Annotated in this window: 21 protein-coding genes and 1 pseudogene; 10 read left to right on the top strand and 12 right to left on the bottom strand. The window is 72.1% G+C overall.

The window, feature by feature from the left end:
• Positions 1–78: 78 nt before the first annotated feature.
• The 7 genes and pseudogenes from SRB17_RS19900 to SRB17_RS19870 all read left to right on the top strand — a co-directional run bounded on the left by SRB17_RS19900 (position 79) and on the right by SRB17_RS19870 (position 4,455).
• Positions 79–591 (top strand): DUF5994 family protein, encoded by a 513-nt coding sequence (locus SRB17_RS19900; RefSeq protein ID WP_228396139.1) that lies wholly within the window; start codon positions 79–81, stop codon positions 589–591.
• Positions 588–911 (top strand): annotated as a pseudogene (locus SRB17_RS19895) (STAS domain-containing protein); the annotation flags it as partial. The gene SRB17_RS19900 and the pseudogene SRB17_RS19895, both read left to right, overlap by 4 nt.
• Positions 912–1,114: 203 nt before the next feature.
• Entirely contained in the window at positions 1,115–1,462 is a 348-nt protein-coding gene (locus SRB17_RS19890) for a MerR family transcriptional regulator (protein ID WP_153540507.1), read from the top strand.
• A gap of 231 nt (positions 1,463–1,693) precedes the next feature.
• On the top strand, positions 1,694–1,897 hold the full coding sequence (locus SRB17_RS19885) for a cold-shock protein (protein ID WP_031482971.1): 204 nt from the start codon (positions 1,694–1,696) through the stop codon (positions 1,895–1,897).
• A 253-nt stretch (positions 1,898–2,150) separates the two neighbouring features.
• Entirely contained in the window at positions 2,151–3,665 is a 1,515-nt protein-coding gene (locus tag SRB17_RS19880; RefSeq protein ID WP_153540505.1) for a DEAD/DEAH box helicase, read from the top strand.
• Between the two features lie 78 nt (positions 3,666–3,743).
• Positions 3,744–4,151, top strand: a complete 408-nt coding sequence (locus SRB17_RS19875) for a CBS domain-containing protein (protein WP_153540503.1) — start codon at positions 3,744–3,746, stop codon at positions 4,149–4,151.
• A 16-nt stretch (positions 4,152–4,167) separates the two neighbouring features.
• The gene (locus tag SRB17_RS19870) at positions 4,168–4,455 is read left to right on the top strand and encodes an SCO5918 family protein (protein ID WP_153540501.1); all 288 of its coding nucleotides are present in this window, start codon (positions 4,168–4,170) and stop codon (positions 4,453–4,455) included.
• A 28-nt stretch (positions 4,456–4,483) separates the two neighbouring features.
• Here the strand turns inward: SRB17_RS19870 and SRB17_RS19865 are convergent, their stop codons facing one another.
• The 3 genes from SRB17_RS19865 to SRB17_RS19855 form a co-directional block, all read right to left on the bottom strand.
• On the bottom strand, positions 4,484–6,439 hold the full coding sequence (locus SRB17_RS19865; RefSeq protein ID WP_323375968.1) for an Ig-like domain repeat protein: 1,956 nt from the start codon (positions 6,437–6,439) through the stop codon (positions 4,484–4,486).
• A gap of 219 nt (positions 6,440–6,658) precedes the next feature.
• Complete coding sequence (locus SRB17_RS19860) at positions 6,659–7,672, bottom strand: M56 family metallopeptidase (protein ID WP_323375967.1); 1,014 nt, start codon at positions 7,670–7,672, stop codon at positions 6,659–6,661.
• Positions 7,673–7,676: 4 nt separating this feature from the next.
• Positions 7,677–8,078 carry a BlaI/MecI/CopY family transcriptional regulator gene (locus tag SRB17_RS19855; protein WP_153541204.1) on the bottom strand — a complete coding sequence of 134 codons (402 nt, stop codon included), beginning with the start codon at positions 8,076–8,078 and terminating at the stop codon, positions 7,677–7,679.
• A 149-nt stretch (positions 8,079–8,227) separates the two neighbouring features.
• Here SRB17_RS19855 and SRB17_RS19850 point away from each other — a divergent pair, with 149 nt between their 5' ends.
• Together SRB17_RS19850 and SRB17_RS19845 are read left to right on the top strand one after the other, a co-directional pair.
• Complete coding sequence (locus SRB17_RS19850) at positions 8,228–9,613, top strand: glycosyltransferase (RefSeq protein WP_153540498.1); 1,386 nt, start codon at positions 8,228–8,230, stop codon at positions 9,611–9,613.
• Positions 9,613–10,386, top strand: a complete 774-nt coding sequence (locus SRB17_RS19845; protein WP_153540496.1) for a polysaccharide deacetylase family protein — start codon at positions 9,613–9,615, stop codon at positions 10,384–10,386. Before SRB17_RS19850 ends, SRB17_RS19845 begins: the two co-directional genes overlap by 1 nt.
• On the opposite strand, the gene SRB17_RS19840 is transcribed toward SRB17_RS19845, so the two are convergent.
• The 7 genes from SRB17_RS19840 to SRB17_RS19810 all read right to left on the bottom strand — a co-directional run bounded on the left by SRB17_RS19840 (position 10,374) and on the right by SRB17_RS19810 (position 16,653).
• Entirely contained in the window at positions 10,374–11,042 is a 669-nt protein-coding gene (locus SRB17_RS19840; protein ID WP_153540494.1) for a response regulator, read from the bottom strand. The two genes, SRB17_RS19845 and SRB17_RS19840, sit on opposite strands and share 13 nt — an antisense overlap.
• Positions 11,039–12,307: a histidine kinase gene (locus SRB17_RS19835; protein WP_153541202.1), complete on the bottom strand. Its 1,269-nt coding sequence runs from the start codon at positions 12,305–12,307 to the stop codon at positions 11,039–11,041. The genes SRB17_RS19840 and SRB17_RS19835 overlap by 4 nt, the downstream gene beginning before the upstream one ends.
• A 58-nt stretch (positions 12,308–12,365) precedes the next feature.
• The gene (locus SRB17_RS19830) at positions 12,366–13,217 is read right to left on the bottom strand and encodes an ABC transporter permease (RefSeq protein WP_153540492.1); all 852 of its coding nucleotides are present in this window, start codon (positions 13,215–13,217) and stop codon (positions 12,366–12,368) included.
• Positions 13,214–14,152, bottom strand: coding sequence for an ABC transporter ATP-binding protein (locus SRB17_RS19825; RefSeq protein WP_153540490.1), 939 nt, complete (start codon positions 14,150–14,152; stop codon positions 13,214–13,216). The genes SRB17_RS19830 and SRB17_RS19825 overlap by 4 nt, the downstream gene beginning before the upstream one ends.
• A 731-nt stretch (positions 14,153–14,883) precedes the next feature.
• On the bottom strand, positions 14,884–15,216 hold the full coding sequence (locus tag SRB17_RS45445) for a hypothetical protein (protein ID WP_228396138.1): 333 nt from the start codon (positions 15,214–15,216) through the stop codon (positions 14,884–14,886).
• Between the two features lie 261 nt (positions 15,217–15,477).
• Positions 15,478–15,705, bottom strand: coding sequence for a hypothetical protein (locus SRB17_RS19815; RefSeq protein WP_153540488.1), 228 nt, complete (start codon positions 15,703–15,705; stop codon positions 15,478–15,480).
• A 129-nt stretch (positions 15,706–15,834) separates the two neighbouring features.
• Positions 15,835–16,653, bottom strand: a complete 819-nt coding sequence (locus SRB17_RS19810; RefSeq protein ID WP_153540486.1) for a TrmB family transcriptional regulator — start codon at positions 16,651–16,653, stop codon at positions 15,835–15,837.
• 247 nt (positions 16,654–16,900) lie between these two features.
• Between SRB17_RS19810 and SRB17_RS19805 the strand changes: the two genes are divergently transcribed.
• A complete protein-coding gene (locus SRB17_RS19805; protein ID WP_153540484.1) occupies positions 16,901–18,172 on the top strand; it encodes a S53 family peptidase in 1,272 nt (423 codons plus the stop codon).
• Positions 18,173–18,229: 57 nt separating this feature from the next.
• Here the strand turns inward: SRB17_RS19805 and SRB17_RS19800 are convergent, their stop codons facing one another.
• Positions 18,230–20,488: a transglycosylase domain-containing protein gene (locus SRB17_RS19800; RefSeq protein ID WP_153540482.1), complete on the bottom strand. Its 2,259-nt coding sequence runs from the start codon at positions 20,486–20,488 to the stop codon at positions 18,230–18,232.
• A gap of 20 nt (positions 20,489–20,508) precedes the next feature.
• The gene (locus SRB17_RS19795) at positions 20,509–22,728 is read right to left on the bottom strand and encodes a bifunctional polysaccharide deacetylase/glycosyltransferase family 2 protein (protein ID WP_323375965.1); all 2,220 of its coding nucleotides are present in this window, start codon (positions 22,726–22,728) and stop codon (positions 20,509–20,511) included.
• Positions 22,729–22,730: the final 2 nt, after the last annotated feature.

The raw sequence follows: 22,730 nt of genomic DNA, 5'->3' as shown, positions 1-22,730 counted from the left end.
AGCGCGACCGGCGGTGCCGTTCCCGGCGAGTGACGAAACGGGCGGTCGTCCGACGGCTCCCCGGGACGGGACCGCACGATGGAACCCAGCAGTACGCCGGCCGGCAGCCCGGCACCGTCCGACGCCCACACGTACCGTATGCCCCTGCCCCGCCTGACCCTCACTCCGGAGGTCAGCCATGGCCCACTGGACGGGGCCTGGTGGCCGCGCTGCGACGCACTGGAGATCGAACTTCCCCCGCTCATCGGCTCGTTGGAGCCGGACTCGGACACGGTGGTACGGGTGACGGTGGATCCCGCCGAGTGGCCCGACGCGCCGCACACGGTCATGGCGCCCGGCCGGGAGATCACCGTGGAGCCGGCCGGGCCCGGAAGCGAGGCACACGTCATCACCCTGGACTGCGGCACCGTGGGACGCTGGGTCCTCCTGGTCGTACCGCCCGCGGAGCCCGCCGGAACAGCCGCCCGGCTGCTGAGCGCCGCCGCCGACCCCGAGAACCCGCTGACCGCCGCACGGATGCTGGCACTCGCCGAAACCGGACGCCTGGAGGGCACGGCACGCCTGGAGGGCACGACAGAGGAGGCGCAATGAGGCACGTGACTCCTCGCACGCCCTCGGTCTTCGAGGAGTGCCGCATCGTCCGCGCACGCGGCGAGCTGGACGCGCAGACCGTGGCGCCACTGGTCCGCGCCCTGGCCGTGGCGCGCGCGGCCCGGCCCGGACGGCTCCTCCTCATCGTGGATCTGAGCGAGGTGACCTTCACCGACTGCAGCATCCTGCCGCCGCTGTGCGAGGCGTGGAGCGACTGCCGCGCCCGGGGCGGCTGGATACGCATCGTCTACGACAACCACACGACCGACCTGGTCTTCCGCCACACCGGCCTCCTCGACCGCTTTCCCGCTCACGCGAGCGCACAGGACGCCTGGGAAGGAAGCACCGCAGGGGATGTACGGCGGCCGGTGCGGCCGCACGCGGAAATCCGTCACGGCGAGGCCAGTTTTCCGCACCTGGCGGAGTTAGGGTTGTCGTACGAGGCAGATGGCGCTGGGTCTTCGGAGCGCGGGTGCCGCGCATGCCCTGGGTTCCCCCGCCGCGGCCCCGAAACGAAGGTGTTATGCCCGCCGAGAACGCCCCTGTCGCCCCTGTCGCCGGCAACCTCGACGACGACGACTACCCCGCCTACACCATGGGCCGGGCCGCGGACGTTCTCGGCACCACCCCCGCCTTTCTCCGGGCCGTCGGCGAGGCCGCGCTGATCACGCCCTTGCGTTCGGACGGCGGCCATCGCCGGTACTCCCGCCGCCAGTTGCGCGTCGCCGCCCGCGCCCGTGAGCTGGTGGACCAGGGCACTCCCGTCGAGGCCGCGTGCCGCATCGTCTCTCTCGAGGACCAGCTCGACGCGGCCCTCCGCACGAACCGGGACATGCGCCGGAAGCTGGACGCGCGCGGAGCGGATACCTAGTCCCGCCAGTACAGACTTACGGGCCGCGGTGACGCCAAAATTATTCGGACTCGCCGGAAAACGTATGGGTGCCGCCACCCGGTCTGTGTTAGCGTGATACCAGTTGCAGTTTTGGTTGCCAGAGAATTTTTCTTTGCAGAGCTTTCCGGATCTTTCCGGAGGGGTGATCATCGCGGCGACTCGGCTCCGCAGGGTGCGGAGTCCGGTACTGCCCCCCGAGGGAGATTCAATATGGCATCTGGCACCGTGAAGTGGTTCAACGCGGAAAAGGGCTTCGGCTTCATCGAGCAGGAGGGTGGCGGCCCCGACGTCTTCGCCCACTACTCGAACATCGCCACCCAGGGCTTCCGCGAGCTTCAGGAAGGCCAGAAGGTGACCTTCGACGTCACGCAGGGCCAGAAGGGCCCGCAGGCCGAGAACATCGTTCCCGCCTGACGCTGACGCGAACCGTCGCGAGCCAGTAGCTCGCGCATGATGTGGCTGGGGCCCGCGCTCTTGGGGTGCGGGCCCCAGCTCATTGGTTTTCCCGTTTTTCCAGTTTTCCGGATTTTCCGGACCGCCGGCCGTCCCCGCTCCAGCGCCACGAGCCCGGCTCTTCTTTTTTCTTCGGCTCATTCTTGCGAATCCTCGTGCGGCCATCGCCGCTGGACGGAATTCCTCGATACGCCGCATCGAGGAAGGTTCTTCCATGAACCGCACCCCCCGTCGCGCCGGCACCACGTCCGGCAGCCGCTTCCGTACACAGGGGACGGGCCGCCAGGGTCCCCGCCCGGGCACCGGCCGAAAGAGTGGCCAGGGCGCACGCCCCACCCCGCGCCGACAGGAATTCGCCCTGCCGGTCACCCTCACCGAGCCGCTGCCGGCGGTCGAGACGTTCGCCGAACTGGACATGCCCGCACGGCTGTCGGCCGCCCTCGACGCCGAGGGCGTGACCGTGCCCTTCCCGATCCAGGCGGCCACGCTGCCGAACACGCTGGCCGGCCGGGACGTCCTGGGCCGGGGCCGTACCGGCTCGGGCAAGACGCTCGCCTTCGGCCTGCCGGTGCTGGCACGCCTGGACGGGCAGCGGGCCCAGCCCCGGCAACCGCTCGCCCTCGTCCTCGTCCCCACCCGGGAACTGGCCCAGCAGGTCACCGACGCGCTCACCCCCTACGCCCGCGCCCTGCGGCTGCGGCTCGCCACCGTGGTGGGCGGCATGTCGATCGGCCGGCAGGCGAGTGCGCTGCGCGGCGGCGCCGAGGTCGTCGTCGCCACGCCCGGCCGGCTCAAGGACCTCATCGAACGGGGTGCCTGCGGGCTCGACCAGATCGCCGTGACCGTCCTGGACGAGGCCGACCAGATGGCCGACATGGGTTTCATGCCGCAGGTGACCGCACTGCTCGACCAAGTCCCCGCCGGCGGCCAGCGGTTGCTGTTCTCGGCCACCCTGGACCGCAACATAGACCTCCTGGTACGCCGCTACCTGCACGACCCCGTGGTGCACTCGGTCGACCCGTCCGCGGGAGCCGTCACCACCATGGAGCACCACCTGCTGCACGTGCATGACGCCGACAAGGACACCGCCGCGACCGAGATCGCCGCACGCGACGGACGCGTGATCATGTTTCTCGACACCAAGCACGCGGTGGACCGGCTGGCCAAGCACCTGCTGTCCGTCGGGGTGCGTGCCTCGGCCCTGCACGGCGGCAAGTCCCAGTCACAGCGCAACCGGACACTCGCCCAGTTCAAGGACGGCCACGTCACGGTCCTGGTGGCCACCAACGTCGCCGCCCGCGGCATCCACGTCGCGGGCCTCGATCTGGTCGTGAACGTCGACCCTCCCGGCGACCACAAGGACTATCTCCACCGCGGCGGCCGTACCGCACGAGCCGGCGAGTCCGGCACGGTCGTCACCCTCGTGCTGCCGCACCAGCGGCGCGCGATGGACCGCCTCATGGCCGACGCCGGAATCGCTCCGCACGCCGTCCGGATCCGCCCGGGCGAGGACGAGTTGCAGCGCATCACCGGCGCCCGGAGCCCCTCCGGCGTACCCGTCGCCCTCGGCGCACCGGTCGACGGACGTCACGAGGGCAACGGATCCGCCGGCCGGCATCGCCGGGGCCGGGCCGCCGGCCGTTGGGGAAGCGGCCAGGGCGCCGGCCGTGGCGGGAGCGGGCGGGCCACCCCCCGGGGCCGTCGGCCCGCACCGAGGAACAACCCGTAGCCCGACCAGGGGAAACGCTCCCTGCGGTCGGGAGGCGCCGTCGCCCGTTCTGCCCGCCCCGACGAAGAGGAGAAGCCCTTGACGCCGTTTCCGCCCCTCGCACTGCAGGCCGACAGCTCCGACGGCACCGGTCTGACCGCCCGCGACGCCATGCACGCTCCCGGGCCGCAGGTCGACGACCACATGGCGGTCGACGTGGCCCTGTCCGTGCTCATCGGTGCGCGCGTCCCGCACCTGCTCCTGCGGGACGCGGACGGGCGGTGTGCGGGCCTGGTCACCCGGGCCCAGCTCGCCGCACACCGCGGCGGCTCGTGGTACAGCGACCGGACACGGCTGCGGGACATACCGCTCGACCGCGGACCGTTCACCTCGTCCACGTCCGTGCTCAGCGAGGCGGAGGCCGCCATGCGGGTCCGGACGCTGGACGTGTCCCCCGTGATCGACGAACACGGCTACGCCCTCGGCGTCCTCGCTCTCGCTCCCTGACCCTGTGGAGGCACCCATGCGCTGTGTCATCGCCCGGTACCCCTTCGATCTGACCAAGATCGAGGTCGAACAGACCATGACCGGCATCACGCCCGAACCCGTCACCGGCGTGTCCGTCACCATCGACCACCGCGTCTACCCCGTGATGCAGGTCGGGGAAGTGATCACCAGGCAGAACCGCCGCGATTTCACGGTGACCGAGATGCGCCGGGCGCTGACGCGGCTCGGCTTCGCCTGCCACGACGCGCGCCCGGTCGCGTCACGTTGGGATGCGCCTGGCGAGGACGACGCGCTCGGCTGGTGAACGCTCTCGGGATCGACGGCGCAGCGCCTCAGCTCGTGAAGGTGAAGTACTTCCAGGCGCCGTACGTCGTCGTGTTCACGCTGTCACCCGAGCCGCTGATGTACGAGTCTCGGACCCGGAAGCGGTAGCCGGTGGGCGGGGTGCCGGTGAGCGTGACGACGGACTTGCCCGTGGAGCCGAGCGTGAAGTACTGCTTGGCCGTGGTCTGCCAGATGCCGCCGGAGTAGATCTGGACCTGCAGCAGCTGCTTGCGGCCCGGGTACGGCGTCATCGTGGTCGTGACGACCGGGTCCTTGGACTGGTGGAAGTAGGAGTACGTGTGGTTCCACGCGTACTTGGTCTTGTAGGAGCCGCCGAGCGCCGTGGACACCTGCACCCTCGCGCCGACCGTGCTGGTCGTCGTCCTCGGCGCGTAGCGCGCGTCGCCCGCGAACTTCGCCGTGAGCTTGGTCTTGCGCGTCAGAGTGAGGGTGACGGACAGGTTGCCGCTGGAATTGACCGTGCCGGACTTCACCAGGGTGTCGGGCTTGTCGGCGCCGTACGGGTTGGCCCAGATCTCGACCGTGCGGTTCTTGTACGTGGTGCCGAGGTGCGCCGTGAACGTGACGGACTTGGCGTAGTCGTACACCTTGCCGTTGTTGTTCAGCGCCAGCGTGGGCGTGGCGCGCGAGACGCTGACCGAGTCCGAGGCCGTCGCCGCGGTGTGCGCGGTGTCACCGGCGTACTTCACCGTGTACGTGACCTTGCCGCCGGCCGGCGGGGTGTCCGTGAAGGAGTACGCGCCGCCGCTGCCCAGGTACTTGGTGCCCAGGGACTTGCCGTTCGGCGACTCCAGGTCGGTGCGGGTGACCTGCAGGGGCGTACCCGCGGGCAGCGCCAGGTCGGCGGTCAGCTTGCCCTTGACGGTGAGGGACTTGGCGCGGGTCGCCGTCGACGGGGCGTCGACCGTCAGGGTGGAGGCGTACTTGCGGGGCTCGTCGACGGTCTGGAACTGCATGTCGTCGCTGGACCCGGTCAGCACGAACAGCCGCGAGCCGTCGGCCGACCAGCTGGTGGAGTGTCCGCCCCACGGCATCCAGGCGTGCGACAGGTTGCGGACGCTGGTCGGCCGGGCGGGGTCGGTGCTGAAGACGTAGGTGTCGCCGACGTCGTCGGTGTCGAGGACGGTGGCCGCGACCGTGCCGTCCGGGGCGACGCTGACCGTCTCCGGTTCCGAGACGGTCGGGAAGGTGCGCACCTCGGACAGGTCAGAGAGGCGGTACTCGGTGAGCGCCCGGGTGCCCGGGCCGGCGACGACGACGTTCTGGCCGTCCGGGGTGAGAGCGGCGTCGTGGTAGAAGCCGCCCTTCTCGGCGGAGACGCGGATCACCGGGGTGCCGGAGGAGATGTCGTAGACGACGATCGGGCCGGAGCTGATACCCCCGTCGAGGGCGAGCAGCGTGCCCGGGTTGTCGGGGTCGGCGTAGAGCATCGGCGGGCTCGCGAAGTCGTGGCCGGCCGCCAGGTCGAGGGTCACCGTGGGCGACTCGGCCGTCAGGTCGACCTCGCCGAGCCCGGAATCCCACTGGTCGCCGTAACCGAACCACAACGTGCCGTCGGCGTAGGCGAGCCGGGAGGGCATCGTCTTGTCGCCCGTCGGGTACTCGGCGGTCTGCGTGAGCTGTGCGGTGTCGATGGCGACGATCTTGTCGGCGCCGTAGACCGCGGCGTACAGCGTGCCGGAGTCCGGGCTCAGCTCCAGGTCGCGGACCTGGGAGAGGCCGGTGAGCTTGGTGACGAGCTTGCCGGTGAGGTCGGTGACGACGATCTGGTTGTCGTAGCTGTCACTGATGAAGACCCGCTGGTGGACGCCGTCCACCACGGTGTCGGCCGCGCCCCGGACCGGTATGGACGTGCTGGAGTCGGCGGACGCCGGTGCGGCGAGCACCACCGAGCTGAACAGGGCCGCCAGGGCTGCGGCGGCCGCAAGAGTGCGCAGACGCACGGTGTTCGAACCCCCCGGAACGAAGGTGAGCGCAAGTGGGTGCCACCCGTGCGTCCGGTGTGTGTGAACCGTGGGCCGTGTGTGGCAAGTGAGCGAAGACTAAGTGATGTTGCGGGAAACCGCAGCACAGTAACCCCCTTCGCCCTTCCCGGTGTCGGCGCCGGTCCCATGGCTCGCCCCGGACCGGCCGGAACAGGGCCGTCCCGCACCGCCCCGGCGCTATGAGCGGTGTTCCCCGTGCCGGCCCCGGTGGTGGTGACCGCAGCAGAGGTCGATGCGTCGGTCGCGGTCGACCGGCGACGGTGCGGTCGCGTTGGCCGGCAGGGCCGCGCACTGTGCACGTTTCGCGCTGTCGACCATGTCGTCGCTGTCCGACGCCGCGTTGGCGAGGCTCGCGCAGCACACGGTCAGCAAGAGCGCGCCGGCGAGGAAGGGCAGGCTTCGGCGGGCGGGGGGCGGAGCCAGCAGGGCCCGTACCCGCTGGGGTACTTCCCCACCGGTCGCGGCGAGGGCGGGACGGAAGGCGCCTGCGGAAGCGAGGGCGGCGCGGCCCACCGCGCGGGCGACCACGGTACGGTCGCCGATCCTCGCGGCGGCTTCCTCGTCGGCCCAGCGCTCCAGGACGAAGGCGCCCGTGCGGGCAAGAGGGCGCAGCAGTGGGTTCAGGGCCGCCGTGAGCCGCCACAGGCCGAGGAAGAGGTGGTGCCTGCCGCGAAGGTGGGCCCGCTCGTGCGCCAGGAGAGCCTCGCGTTCGTCGTCGCCGAGGCAGCGCAGCATGCCGCTGGAGACCACGATCCGTCCGGTCACCCCCGGCAGGGCGAAGGCCAGCGGGGCGGCGGCGTCGAGGACGGCCAGTTCCGTGTCACCGGGCAGCGCGGCGCACTCCCGCCGGGTCCGCACGACCTGGCGGACCTGGCGGAGGGCAGCCACGCCCAGAGAGGCGACGCTCGCCGCCAGGGCGAGCGCGCTGACGGCCGCAACGGCGAGGTAGACCGGGTCCTCGGCGCGCAGAGCGGTCACGGACCAGTGGCCCTCGGCCGCGACCTGGGGTATCTGCGCGATGCCGGTGAAGGCCAGCAGGGCGAGCGAGCCGGTCCAGCCCACCGCCGTGACGAGAGCGGCGCAGGCCAGGGCCCAGGCGGCAGGACGGGGGCTGAGCCCACGCGCCAGGCGCGGCGCGAGCAGCGTGAGGACGGCCGTGACGGCGAACGGGACGTAGACGCTGATCAGCACCGGCTCACTGCCTCCCGTCGGAGCCCTCGCCCCGGGCTTCGTGCCCGGACAGGAGCTGGTGCAGCAACTGCTCGTCCCGTGCGGAGAGTTCGGACACGAAGCGGGTCAGCACCGCCTCGCGGTCGGAGCCCTCCTCCAGCAGCGATCGCATCCGCCGGGCCGTGTGCGACGCCTCGTCGCGGACCGGCGCGTAGGCGAATCCGCGGCCCTCCCGATGCCGGACGAGCATGCCCTTGTCGTGGAGACGGGACAGGATCGTCAGGACGGTGGTGTACGCCAGGTCTCCCGGCAGGCGCTTCAGAACCTGGCGTGCGGTCAGCGGGCCGTCGGCGGCCCACAGCGCGGCCAGCACGTCGCTCTCCAGCTCGCCGCGCGCACGTCGGCCCGGGTTCTCCCGGTGGTTCAGTTCGCTCACCGTCCGCTCTTCCTCACTCTTGGTCCGGACAGGCTACCCGCTCATCTCCTACTACTTGTAGGAGGTATGCTCCGGGCTTCGACACGAGCTACTACATCTTGTAGTGCTCCTCGCTCTCCCGACGGCCGGAGGACCAGCCCATGCCCCACGCCGGACGCACGCTCCCCGTGCCCGCACTCGCGGGCGCCGTACCGCGCCCGCGAGGCGAGGCCGCTGCCTCCCGCCGGGTCGCGATCATCTCCGCGAGTGTCGGCGCGGGGCACGACGGCGCCGCGGCCGAACTGGCCCGCCGCCTCGACGCAGACGGCTTCACCGTCGACCGTCACGACCTGCTGGACCTGCTGCCCGCCCGGCTCGGTCGAGCCGTCCAGCAGAGCTACCACCGGATGCTCGTCCGGGCACCGTGGGCCTACCAGCGGATCTACGCCGGCACCGAACGCGCCGGCGGTGGCGGCCCGGCGGCGCGGGCGCTGCTGCGCTCCGCCGAGGACCGGGTGCTGCGCGCCCTCGCCCCAGGCACCGGCGCGGTCGTCTCCACGTACCCCGGGGCCAGCCGGGTGCTGGGCAACCTGCGCCTCTCCGGACGGCTGACCGTTCCCGCCCTCACGTACCTGACGGACTTCTCGGTGCATCCGCTGTGGGTGGCGGACGGCGTGGACGTGCACCTCGCGGCGCACGCGATACCCGCCGCCCAGGCGCGCGCCGTCGGCGCCCGGGACGTACGGGTCTGCGGACCGGTCACCGATCCCCGGTTCACGCCCGGCGGCAGCCGGGAACGCGAGCGCGCGCGGGCCTGGTTCGGGCTGCCGCCGCACAGCCCGCTCGCCCTGCTGGTCGCCGGATCCTGGGGCGTCGGACCGGTCCGGAGGGTGGCCCAGGAGGTGCGCGACTGCGGCAGCGCGGTACCGGTCGTCGTCTGCGGCCGGAACGAGGCCCTGGCCGGACAACTGCGCGCCGACGGCATCGAGCACGTCTACGGCTGGACGGACGACATGCCCGGCCTGATGCACGCCGCCGACGTCCTCGTCCAGAACGCCGGCGGGCTGACCTCCCTGGAGGCGTTCGCCGCGGGCCTGCCCGTCGCCAGTTACCGCTGCATACCCGGCCACGGCCTGACCAACGCCGCCGCCCTCGACGAAGCCGGCGCCGCGGTCTGGATCCGCGACCCGGCCGATCTGAAGGCCGTACTGCACGATCTGGTCGACGGCCCGCGCGGCAGACACCAGCGCCGGACGGGGCTTGCCCTGTTCGCCGGTGCGCCGGACGCGGGTCCGGCGGCGGAGATAGCACGCGTGCACCGCTCGGGGCCCCCACAACCGGGTCCGCGGCCCGCCGCGCGCCGCCACCCCGCCACTCGCCGGCTCGCCACCACCGTCGCGGTCGGGTGCGCCGCATGGGCGTGCGCCGTCGGCACGGGGATCGCGACGGCGTACGACGGCCCCGGGCTGGCGCGCGCGATCAGCCACGGTCTCGACCTGGACGACCGCGCCCCGCAGCACGTCCCCCAGCCGGAGGGGCACCACTGATGACCGCTGCCCGCACACTGCGCACGGCAACCCTGGCCGCCCTCCCCGTCCTCGCCGCCGCACACGCCACGCCCGTCGTCTCCACCTTCGGACCCCTGCGCAACCGCGTCATGCCCCGGCTCTCCGGCCGAGGCCGCCCGGGCCACGTCGCCCTGACCTTCGACGACGGACCCGACCCCGTCTCCACCCCGCACTTCCTGCGCCTGCTCGCCGCGCGCCGGGTACACGCCACCTTCTTCCTGCTCGGCCAGCAGGCACACCGTTCCCCCGCCCTGGTGCGGGAGATCGCCGCCGCCGGCCACGAGATCGGCATCCACGGCTGGCTGCACCGCCCGCTGCTCCTGCGCGGCCCGCGGGCCACCTACGACGACTTCGCCCGCGCCCGCGACACCGTCGCCTCGATCACCGGGCGGCAGCCCACCCTGTTCCGGCCGCCGTACGGCGTCATGTCCACCGCGGCCCACCTGGCAGCCCGCCGCCTCGGTCTCACACCCGTCCTGTGGACCTGCTGGGGGGAGGACTGGACGGCACGAGCCACACCGGAGTCCGTCCACCGCACCGTCACCCGTGATCTGGACGGCGGCGGAACCATCCTGCTCCACGACTCCGACTGCACCTCCGCCCCGGGCGCCTGGCACGCGGCGCTCGGCGCCCTGCCCCGCATCCTCGACACCTGCGCGGAGCGGGGCTTCGAGGTCGGGCGGCTGCGTGACCATGGCCGGCCCCGGCACGGCGCGTGCCGCCCAGGGGCGCCCGCCGCTCAGTCCGCGTGAGGCCGGGCCAGGCCGTGGTCGTAGGCGAAGATCACCGCCTGGATGCGGTCGCGGGCGCCGATCTTGGACAGGACGCGGCCGACGTGCGTCTTCACCGTGGACTCCGACAGGACGAAACGCGCGGCGATCTCGCCGTTGGTCCAGCCCTTGCCGATGGCGACGAGGATCTCGCGTTCGCGGTCGGTGAGGGCGCTCAGGCGCGGATCCTCGGCGGAGCCGTCGCCGCCGGGCGGCACGAGACGGGTGAACTCCTGCAGCAGGCGGCGGGTGAGCGCGGGCGCGATCACCGCGTCGCCGACGGCCACGGCCCGGATGCCGGCGAGGAGTTCCTCGGGGCGGGCGTCCTTGAGGAGGAAGCCGCTGGCTCCGGCACGTAGGGCCGCGTGGACGTACTCGTCCAGGTCGAAGGTGGTCAGGACCAGGACGCGGGAGCGGTCGCCGGCGGCGACGATACGGCGCGTGGCCTCGATGCCGTCCATGCCCGGCATGCGGACGTCCATGAGGACGACGTCCGGGCGGAGTTCGGCAGCCTTGCGCACGGCCTCGGCACCGTGCGCCGCCTCGCCGACCACCTCCGTCTCGGGCACGGAGTCCAGGAGCATGCGGAAGCCGTAGCGCTGCAACGGCTGGTCGTCCACGACGAGCACCGTGGTCATCGGGCACCGCCCTGGGGAGCGAGGTCGAGGGTGACGCGCACGGTCCATCCCGGGCCCGCGGGCCCCGCGCTGACGTGTCCGCCGTAGAGAGCCGCTCGTTCGCGCATGCCCACCAGGCCGTGTCCTTCCTCGTCCGCCGTGCCCGGACGGTCGGCCGGTGCGGGCGGGCCGGAGTCCTGGACGGTGATGGTCAGCCGTGTGTCCTCCACGACGATCGCCAGGTTCGCACGGGCGGCCGCGCCGGCGTGTTTCAGGGTGTTCGTCAGGGCCTCCTGCACGATGCGGTAGACCGTGAGCTGCACCCCGCTGTCGAGGGCGTCGACGTCACCGGCGGTGCGGTAGACGACCTCCAGACCGGCTGCACGTACCCCCTCGCACAGCGCGTCGAGGTCCGTGAGGCCGGGCTGCGGGCTCAGTTCGGGCTCGCCGCGCGGGCCGTCCGCCTCACGGAGTACGCCGAGCACCCGCCGCAGTTCGCTCAGGGCCTGGCGACCGGTGTCGCCGATGAGGTTCAGGGCCTCCTTGCCCCGCTCCGGGGCGGCGGCGGTGGCGTAGGCGCCCGCGTCGGCGAGGGTGATGATGACGGACAGGTTGTGGCCGACGATGTCGTGCATCTCGCGGGCCACCCGAGCCCGCTCGGCCGCGACGGCGAGCCTGCCCCGCTGGTCGCGTTCGATCTCCAGCCGGGCCGCGCGGTCCCGCAGTCCGGCCAGCTGGGCCCGCCGGATGCGGACCATCAGGCCGAGCGCGAGGGCCGCGGTCGCCGTACTGAGCAGGAAGAAGAGCGCGTCCCAGATCGGCACCGCCGCCGAGACCCGCGCCGCGACCAGGCCCAGCGCGCCCGCCATGACCGCACAGGCCCACGGCAGCTGCCGTAGCCGCCCGTGCAGGGCCAGGCTGTACAGGGCGACGAAGAGGGCGACGTCCGCACGGAGTGCGGCGCCGAGGGACCACTGGACGACGAACACGGCCGCGACGGCGCCGAAGGCCAGTGCGGGTGCCCGCCGCCGCCACAGCAGCGGCAGCACCAGCCCGGCCTGCAGGGCCAGCATGCCGGCCGCGGGCAGTCGGGTGAAAGCCATTCGGAAGCGGCGCGGGCCGTCGCCCTCCCCGCCGATCGCGCTGACCGCGTGCAGCAGATCCGGCAGGCAGAACAGCACGAAGACCAGCACCACCACCGCGGTGTCCAGCACCCACGGACGGGTCCGGTCGGCGCGCCGGAGCCGCTGGCCGACCCGGCCGAGCCGGGCGACCAGCGGCCCCATCCCGCTGAGATCTTCGGTGGTCACGGAACTCACCCGTCCATGATGCGGGTGCCGCTTCTCAGACGTCGCTGCGCAGCAGCCGGTACGCCGCCCCGGCCAGCGCCAGTGCCGTCCAGCCGAGGAAGACCAGAAGCCCGGCGGAGGGCGACAGGGTGGTCGAGTCGTGGGTCAGCGCGAAGATCGACTCGCCCGCGTGGCTCGGCAGGTAGGGGTCGATGTCGCCCTGCCACGAGGTGGGCAGCAGGGAGACCAGTCCGGGCACCAGCATGAGGGCGGCGACCAGCACCGAGATGCCGCCGGCGACGGACCGCAGCAGCGCCCCGAGGGCGGCGCCGATCACGCCGACCAGACCGAGGTAGAGCCCGGCGCCCAGCAGGCTGCGTACGACGCCGGCGTGACCGAGGCCCATCGCGGCGGGCGTGCCGGACACGATCTGGCTGCCGACGAGGAAGGCGACGAACGCGCCGACCGTCGCGACCACCAGGGCGACCAGGCCGTACACCGCCGCCTTGGACCACAGCACGGGCAGCCGGCGCGGTACGGCCGCGAGGGTCGAGCGGATCATGCCGGTGGAGTACTCGCCCGCCATGACCAGCACGCCGAGCACGCCGAGGGCGAGCTGGGCGAAGTTCGTGCCGAAGAGCGACAGGCTGACCGCCGTCGCGGAGGCGAAGTCGCCGTCCATGTGCCGGCCGGAGTCGATGTTGGACTTGTAGTGGCTCGCGGCGATGACGCCGAAGGCCACGAGGAAGAGCAGGCCCAGGCCGAGGGTGATCCAGGTGGAACGCAGGGACCAGAGCTTGGCCCACTCCGAGGCCAGCACGCGCCGTCCGGTCACCCGGTAGGCGGGCCGGGCAGGAGCGGCCGGGGCGGTCTCGGGGGTCTCGGGGGTCGCCGTGAGGGTGCTCATGCGGCGCTCCCGGAGGTCTCGATGCCGGTCGTGGAACCGTGGTACTCCACGGCGTCCCTGGTCAGTTCCATGAATGCCTCCTCCAGCGACACCGCCTTCGTGGTCAGCTCGAACAGGGGGATCCCGTGCTCGGCCGCCTTCAGCCCGATCTCCCGGGCGGACGCCCCGGTGACCTGCAGTTCCTCGGTGCCGACGCGGCCGGTGACCTCCACGCCCGGCCCGGCCAGCACGTCCCGCAGCCGCGCGGGGTCGTCCGTCGCGACCTTCACGGTGTCGCCGCCCGCCTCGCGGACCAGGTCCCGCACGGTCGTGTCGGCCAGCAGCCGGCCACGCCCGACGATGATCAGGTGGTCCGCCACCAGCGACACCTCGCTCATCAGGTGCGAGGAGACGAACACCGTGCGCCCCTCGGCCGCGAGGGAGGTCAGCAGGTTCCGGATCCAGAGGACGCCCTCGGGGTCCAGCCCGTTGACGGGCTCGTCCAGCATCACGGTCTGCGGATCGCCCAGCAGCGCGGCCGCGATGCCGAGCCGCTGTCCCATACCGAGGGAGAAGGCACCGGCCCGCTTCTTCGCGACGCTGCCGAGACCGGCGAGTTCGACGACCTCGTCGACCCGGCGGCGCGGAATGCCGTGGGTCAGCGCGAGCGCGCGCAGGTGGTTGTAGGCCGAGCGGCCCGGGTGGATCGACTTCGCCTCCAGGAGCGCCCCGACCTCCTGCAGCGGCGCCTGGTGACGGGCGTAACGGTGGCCGTTCACCGTGACGGAGCCGCTCGTCGGCGCGTCGAGTCCGACGATCATGCGCATCGTCGTGGACTTGCCCGCACCGTTGGGGCCGAGGAATCCGGTCACCGTGCCTGGCTTCACGGTGAAGTCCAGACCGTCGACGGCGGTCTTCTCCCCGTACCTCTTGGTGAGCTGCTGTGCCTCGATCATTCGCGTTTCTCTCTCTCGGACTACGGCGCCCGGCACGCCCGACGCCTCCTCCGCCACGCTAAGTCCGCGATCTCCCGGATCCGGTGGTACCGGGGACTGAACCCTGCCGGGCCGGTGGTACCGGGGTACTACGGCTCTGTCAGCCGGTGGTCGGCGACCGCTTGATCCGATGGGCCGGTGTCCGTGCAAGGGCAGTGGCGCTGATCAGGTCCGCGACCGGCCACTGGATTCGGGCATGCGAAACCCCCGGGTCGGGGACCCGGGGGTGCGGTGTGGTGTTGCGCCTGCCCGTGAGCGGTGACCGTGGCCCGGGCGGCTTCGACGGCGCGCTATTGGTCGTCGTCGTCCCGCTCAGCCGGCTTGTCCGGCGTCGGCTTTGCGAAAATGGGGCGCCCGTCCCTGCCGTTCTTCCCTCTCCTGCCGGGACGGCCAGGCCTGCCGGGACGACCGGGTTTCCCGTGCCGCCCCTCTCTGCCCGGCGGACCGAGGGGGCCGGTCGGACCGGGGCGACCCGAGGGGCCCACCGGGCCGCGCACGGTGTCGTGGGCCTGGAGGGCGACGCGTCGTGCCTTCAGTTCGTCGAGCTGGTCATGGTGGGCAACGATTGCGGCTGACTGCGCGACGAGTGCGACGGTCAGCATTGCGCCGAGCACAAGGCGGCGCCGCGGGCTGTGCGACGCCTCGTTTACGTCACTCACATTATTCCTCACACTGTGTGACGGCGAAAGTCTCTAACTCGAGGCCGGCGGGCAGACGGCGTCCTTCCCGTTGGTGCCGTCCTTACCGTCACGCCCATGGTCTCCGTTCTGCCCGTCCTGCCCGTCCGTCCCGTCCTTGCCCGGCGGTCCGATGGGGCCGGGAGGACCGGTGGGGCCGGGAGGACCTGAGGGGCCGGCCAGGAGACGTTGCTGCTGGAGATCGACGGGCTGTACCTGCAGATCGTCGATCTGCATCTGCTGGGCGATGAGCACGGCTGACTGGGCGACGAGTGCGATGGTCAGCACTGCGCCGAGGACATGGCGGCGCCGCGGGTTGCTACGCAGCGCTTCGATCACGCTTCTCACATTGCTCCTCACGCCGTGTGACGGAGAAAGCGTAAATGATGAAGACTTTGCCATGGTGGGATCCGCGCCGAGTTCCGTCCCAGGGCAACCCCGAAGGCCCAACGCACGGCGGCACGTGCGTGAAGGCCCCGGACCGGTCATGGTCCGGGGCCTTCGGCATCCACTTCACACGTGAAGACAACCGGCCACTGACGGCCGGGCGGGCGGGCGGCGGGCCTGTGGCCCGGGCGCCGAGATCATTGCGGTGAGCCGGTTGACCGGCTAGCACTCGGTGAACTGTGCGCCTGGACTGCCCTCGCCGTTCAGCAAGTTGCCGGCGAGGCCGTTGGCGATGCCCACTTCACCCAGGATGTCGACGCACCCGCCGCGAGGCGCGACCGCGCCTTGGGCGGTGGCGGCGGTGGCGGCGGTGGTGGCGGTGCCGGTGGCTATGAAGCCGACGCTAGCGATGACCGCGGCCGCGACGGCGGCCTTGGAGAGCTTGCGCATGTGTCCTCCTTGTGTCGAGTGGAGCGCGCCGTCGAAAGATCCATTTCGCGCCCAATTCGGAGGCTAATCCGATATACATCACAGCGCCCATCGGTAGCGCCATCCGGCGCACAGGGCCGGACTGCCGTGTCAGACGGGCAGGTCGCCCCCTCCCGGTGCGGCGTCCCTCCACACCGTGTGGAAAGCCAGTCGCAAGCAGGCCGCCAGGGCCGGGTGTTCGATGAAGAGGGTGGTGGTGGAGTCGGCGCCGGCCACCGGGTCGGGCATGTCGCACAGCACGAGGGAGGCGTCGGCGATGACGAGTTTCAGGGGCAGTTCGGGGGCGAACCGGGCCTCCTCCCCCGCCGCGGCGAAGCGCCGTACGTGGTCCACCGTCTCGGGGTCGCCCAGGGCGTCGTCGAGGTAGATCGCGCGGACGGTGCCGCCCGAGCGGTGCAGTCGGTGGACCACCGCCAGGCCGTCCGCGTTCTCGGTGGGGGCGACGAACGGCGGTTTGCAGAAGGTGAGCAGCTCGTGCCGCGCCTGCCGCTGGATATCGGCGAAGCGCTCGGCGATCGCCTTCGGGTCGCGCAGGATCTCGATGTAGTCCAGCGGGTCGGTGTGGTCCCGGCCCTGGGACCACAGGGGTTGGAGCACACCGGCCAAGTCCTGGGACACCCGGTCAAGTCGGTCGACGGATTCCCGTTGCGCGGCCATCAGGCGGGCGAGGGCCAGCTCGGGCGTGACGGCGGAGTACGTGGCCACCCGCCCGGGGTGGGTGGTGGCCAAATGCCGTCGTACCAGGGCGTCCAGCACGTCGTACACGCGCTGGCGCGGTACGTCCGCCTCCCGGGCGACCTCGGCGGCCGTGTAAGAACCACGCCTGATGAGCGTCAGGTAGACCCGTGCCTCATACCGGGCCAGGCCCAGCGACATCAGGTCGTTGATGGTTCCGTCTTCAAGCTCCATGGCTGCACAACCTAGTGGGCCGTGCCGGGAGTTGAGCCGAAGGATTTTACCAACCGGCTCTGTTCTCTTCGGCAAATTGTCCATAGCCTCGTCTGTAGCCACCACTGACCGGGGTGGCAGCATCAGAAGGATGCCCGAATCGACTCCGCCCGGCCACCCCCAGCGGAAAGCGTTTGTCATGGGCATGGCGACAGACGCTTCCGGCCGTCGGTGCGGAGCCACCCATCCCCCCACGGAGGGCAGTTCATTGCAGTCTCATCGCAGAAGGAACCCGATACGCCGCGGCGCGCCCGCGCTCCTGTCTGCAGCGGCTCTGATCACCGGCGGCCTGGCCGTCGCCACACAGACGTCGGCCTTCGCCACGACCACCGCCGCATCGGCCGCGACCACCACCGCCTCGTCCACCGCCTCCGCCGTGCACACCCGCCCGCTGTGCGCGGAGCCCAGCAAGCCCGGCTACATGGCCTGCCAGGCGGTCGTCCGCACCGACCTCGCCCCGCAGAAGTCCCTCGGCCGGCACGCCGCGCCCAAGGGCTTCGGGCCGGCCGATCTGCAGGCCGCCTACAACCTCCCCAAGGACGGCGGCAAGGGCGCCACCGTCGCCATCGTCGACGCCAACGACGACCCGAACGCCGAGAAGGACCTGGCGGCCTACCGCTCCCAGTACGGCCTGCCGGAGTGCAGCACCAGCAACGGCTGCTTCAAGAAGACCGACCAGGACGGCGGCACCAACTACCCCGCGCCCGACGCCGGCTGGGCCGGTGAGATCTCCCTCGACGTCGACATGGTCAGCGCGGCCTGCCCGCAGTGCCACATCCTGCTCGTCGAGGCCAAGTCCGCCAGCATGGAGGACCTCGGCGCGGCCGTGAACCAGGCCGTCAAGCAGGGCGCCAAGTACGTCTCCAACAGCTACGGCGGCGGCGAGGAGGCCAACGACACCTCCGCCGACGACCAGTACTTCAAGCACCCCGGCGTCGCCATCACCGTCAGCTCCGGCGACAGCGGCTACGGCACCGAGTACCCGGCCGCCTCGCAGTACGTGACGGCCGTCGGCGGCACCTCGCTCAAGAAGGACAGCAGCACCCGCGGCTGGTCCGAGTCCGTGTGGGGCACGTCCGCCGGCGGCGAGGGAGCGGGCTCGGGCTGCTCGCAGTACGACGCCAAGCCGTCCTGGCAGAAGGACACCGGCTGCGCCAAGCGCGCCGTCGCCGACGTCGCGGCCGTCGCCGACCCGGCCACCGGTCTCGCCGTCTACGACACCTACCAGGCCAGCGGCTGGAACGTGTACGGCGGCACCAGCGCCTCCGCGCCGTTCATCGCCGGTGTCTACGCCCTCGCGGGCGCCCCGGGCACCGGTGACGTCCCGGCCTCCTACCCCTACGCCCACCCGGACAAGCTGAACGACGTCACCGCAGGCTCCAACGGGTCCTGCGGCAACTACCTCTGCACGGCGGGCAAGGGCTACGACGGCCCGACGGGTCTCGGCACCCCGAACGGCGTCGCCGCCTTCACCAAGTAGCACGAGAACCGGACACACCGCTCCGCCCCGCCGGTCTCCCGGCGGGGCGGAGTGCTGTCAACGGCACTTGTGCCCGTGGCACTTGGGGCCCGATGCAGGAAGACCCGGCCTGGGGGTGACCGTGGTGGTCGTCCGCTTGCCCGGCTTGCCGGCATGCCCGGTGGGGGCCGGGGTGGGCTTCGGGGAGGGGAGGCCGGGTTCGTCGCTGCCGTGGCCCAGGGACGCCGGGGCGGGGAACGGCAGGTCGGGCAGGCCGGTCAGCGCGTCGCGCATGTACCGGGTCCAGATCTCGGTCGGGATGTCCCCGCCGAACACCTTCTGCAGACCGCCGACGCCGGCCAGGGACTGCAGCTGCGGGTGGGCCGGGTCCTCCTTGAACAGGACGACGGACGTGGCGAGTTGGCGGGTGTAGCCGATGAACCAGGCCGAGCGGTAGTCGTCGGTCGTTCCGGTCTTGCCCGCCGCCGTACGGCCGAGGGCCTGGGCCCTGGTTCCGGTGCCCCGGGCGATGACGCCCCGCAGGACGTCGGTCACGTTGTCGGCGACGGCCGCCGGCAGGGCCCGTACGGGGGCGGGCGCCGTGAATCCGGGCAGGACCGCCCCGTCGTGCGTCACCCTGGTCACCGAGTACGGCGTGGCCCGCATCCCGGAGGCGGCGAACGTCGCGTACGCCCCCGCCATGCGGATGGCGCTCGGGGTGGAGGTGCCGATGTAGAAGCCCGCACTGGGTGCGGCGAGGCTCTCCGGGCGCAGGCCCAGGGTCTTCGCCGTCCGGGCCACGTCGCCGTAGCCGACGTCCTCGCCCAGTTGCACGTACGGCGTGTTGACCGACTGCTCCATCGCCTGGCGCAGCGTGATGTACCCCCAGCGGTGCGGGGTGTCGTTGTGCTGGTGGAGGAGTCCGGTGGGGTCCTTGTCGTCGGTGACGTAGTTTCCCTGCCGGTCCTTGATCTGGATGCCGTCGTCGCCGTCGAACCTGCTGCGCGGGGTGATCGGCGCCGGGGGCGTGCCGGGCTTCAGGACGGCCCCGTACTGGAGCGCGGAGGCGAGGACGACGGGCTTGAAGGTCGACCCCACCGGGACGCCGGACGTGTCGGCGTTGTCCGAGTAGTGGGCCTGCTGGTAGCCGGGGCCGCCGTAGACGGCCAGGATCCGGCCGGTCGCCGGATCCACCGAGGCGGCGCCGACCTGGACGTCCCGGTCGGCGGCCCGGTGGGCGGCATCGAGGCGGTCCGCACGCACCTTGGCGACGGCCCTGGCCAGTTCCGCCGTCCTCCTCCGGTCGAAGGTGGTGCGGATCTGGTAGCCGCCCCGGCTCAGTGCGCTGTCGGTGACGGAGGGGTCGTGCGCCTGGACGTACGACCGGGCCAGCTGGACCAGATAGCCGCTCTGGCCGGTGAGCCCCGAGCCGGGGGCCCACTTCCTGGGCGCCGGGAAGCCGGCCGCCGCGACGCGGGCGCGCTGCTGCTGCGTCAGCCTGCCCGTCGTGACCATCCGGTCGAGCACCCAGGACCAGCGGGCCTGCGCCTGCTTCCGGGCCCGGGGGTCGGTGTCCGCGTACTGCAAGAGGCTCGGCTCGTTGACCGCGGCGGCGAGGAACGCGCCCTGGCTCACGGTGAGCTTCTCGACCGGGAGGCCGTAGTACACGCGGGCGGCAGCCTGGATGCCGTTGGCCTGCCGGCCGAAGTAGCAGGTGTTCAGATAGCCCTGGAGGATCTGCTGCTTGCTCATGCTCGCGCCGATCTTGGCGGAGATCAGCAGTTCCTTGAACTTGCGGGAGAGCGTCTGCGACTGGTCGAGGTAGGTGTTCTTGACGAACTGCTGGGTGATCGTGGAACCGGACTGGACGGAGCCGCCCTCGGCCATGTGCACGACGGCGCGCGCGATGCCCTGCGGGTCGATGCCCGGGTCGGTGTAGAAGGAGGCGTTCTCGGCGGCGATGAAGTCCCCCTGCACGTCGGCGGGGACCTGCGCCAGGGTGACGTTCTCCCGGTTGACGCTGCCGTCGGTCGCCAGCACGGTGCCGTCGGACCAGTAGTAGACGTTGTTCTGGAGCAGCGTGGAGGGGTTCGGGTCGGGGATGGTGACCGTGGCGTAGGCGTACCCGACGGCCGCGGCCACCCCGCCGACGCAGAACAGGAACGAGGCGAGCGCCTGCCGCCAGGACGGCAGCCAGCGGCGCGGGCCCGTCCGGTCCGCTCGCGGATAGTCGATCCAGCGTTTCCGCGCGCCGCCACGGCGCCGCCGGCCGCGGCCGGCCGCCGCACGGCTGCCGGAGCCGGTGCGCTGCGGCGGTCGGCGCCGGGTTCCGCTCATGGGCTCGGATCACTTTCCTCTCAGTACCGCTGGGTGGTGTCGTGGGGGACGGGCTGCCGCTGGCCGGTCCGGACCGGGGCCGGCGGGGCCTGCAGGCTGCCGTAGCGCTCCATGCGCTGCCAGCGCAGACGGGAGCCGGACACGGCGGTGAAGACGGACTGGACCACCACCAGGTACATCAACTGGCGGTAGACGAACTGCTGCAGCGGCAGGCTCCACAGCGGGCCGGGGCGTTCGCCGTCCAGGCGGAAGGCGTACAGGCCCATGCCGAGTTGCAGCAGCAGGAAGGCCAGCCACAGGCCGGCGATCCGGAGCGGGTCGAGGAAGACCAGGCCGTACACGGCGAAGATGTCCACGACCGGCGCGAGCAGCGGCAGCAGGACCTGGAAGATGAGGAGGTGGACCAGGCCCCGGCGGCCCAGTTTGCCGGCGGCGCCGCGCTGCACCAGCGCGCCGCGGTGCTTCCACATCGCCTGCAGGGTGCCGTAGCACCAGCGGTACCGCTGCCGCCACAGGGCGTTCAGGGACGCCGGTGCCTCGGTCCAGGCCACCGCGCCCTCCTCGTACACCACGCGCCAGCCGCCGCGGCACAGCGCCATGGTGAGGTCGGTGTCCTCGGCGAGGGTGACGTCGCTGACGCCGCCGAGGCCCAGCAGGGCCCGGCGGCGGAACGCGCCGACCGCGCCCGGCACGGTCGGCATGCACTCGGCGAGGTCGAACAGCCGGCGGTCGAGGTTGAACCCGATCACGTACTCGATGTGCTGCCAACGGCCCAGCAGACCACCGCGGTTGACGACCTTGGCGTTGCCCGAGACGGCACCCACCCGGGGGTCGGCGAAGGGCTGCACGATCGTGCGGACCGTGTCGTGTTCGAAGACCGTGTCGCCGTCGACCATGACCACCAGCTCACAACTCGCCGCGGCGAGCCCGGTGTTGAGCGCGGCCGGTTTGCCCGCGTTCTCCTGCCGGATCACCCGCACGCCCGGCAGCCGCAGCGACTCCACCAGGTCCGCGGTGCCGTCCGTGGAGCCGTCGTCCACCACGATGACCTCCACCGGGTGGTCCGAGGCGATCAGGGACCGCACGGCGGCCTCGATCCCCGCGCTCTCGTTGTACGCAGGGACGATGACGCTGACCGGTCCGGTCACCGGCGGCCCCCAGGAACGGCCCCGGCGCCCCGTCCGCAGCCTTCGGTGCCGGCGGGCCGCGACCAGCACGACCGCCGCGCGCAGCACGCTGATCGCTCCGGCCGCGTACATCAGCACGCCCAGCAGCCGTACGGCCCATTCGCCGGTCCCCAGCACCGCGATGAGGGCCATGCCCTGGAGGTGGTCGCCGAGGCCGGCGCGCTGGACGGGGCCGGCCATGCCGACCGCCGCGCCGACCGTCGCGAACCGGAAGCCGTGCGCCTTGAGCCGTGGGATCAGGGTGTTCAGGGCGGCGACGGTCTGGGAGCGGTCACCGCCGCCGTCGTGCATCAGCAGGATCTGCCCGGGGCGCCCGTGCGGGGTCGCGTTCGCGAGGACGCGGGCGGTGCCGGGTCGCTGCCAGTCCTCGGCGTCCTGGGTGGAGAGCACCGTGACATAGCCCGCCCGGTCGGCCTGCTTGAGGACGGACCAGTCGGCGTCGTCCAGCGCGGCGTTCGACGAGGAGTACGGCGGCCTCAGCAGGGCCGTGGTGACCCCGGCCGCGCCGGCCACCGCCAGTTGTGTCTCGCGCAGTTCCAGCGAGCGCTGCCACGGGGCGAGGCGGGTCAGGTCGGGGTGGGTGAAGGTGTGGATGCCGATCTGGTGGCCGTCGGCGACCATCCGGCGGACCAGTTCCGGGTGGTCGACGACCTCGGTGCCGACGACGAAGAAGGTCGCGCGCACGTGGTTGCGGCGCAGGACGTCGAGGATGCGCGGGGTCCAGACGGGGTCGGGGCCGTCGTCGAAGGTGAGGGCGATGGTGCGGTCCTTCACCCGGACGGTGTGCGCGGAGGTGGCGGCGTCCGCGATCACCGGGCCGCCGTGGGTCACCCGGCCGGGCACCGCGTCGTTCCGGCCGGGGGCAGCGGTCACGTCGTCCGAGGTGATCCCGAACATGTGGTGGGTGTAGCCCTGCAGCAGCAGGGCCGTCGACAGGGTCACCGCGAGCACGCTCAGCAGCAGCCAGTGGGTGCGGGGGGCGATCTGGCGGGTGCGGCGGCGGGCGGGGGCCTTGCGGCGGGAGGGGGCGGCGCGGCGTCGGCGGTCGGTCACGG

The organism is Streptomyces sp. RB17, from assembly GCF_009604455.1.
GTDB lineage: Bacteria > Actinomycetota > Actinomycetes > Streptomycetales > Streptomycetaceae > Streptomyces.
The sequence above is the reverse complement of the archived record's forward strand: the minus strand, read 5'-3'. Positions and strand labels throughout refer to the sequence as shown.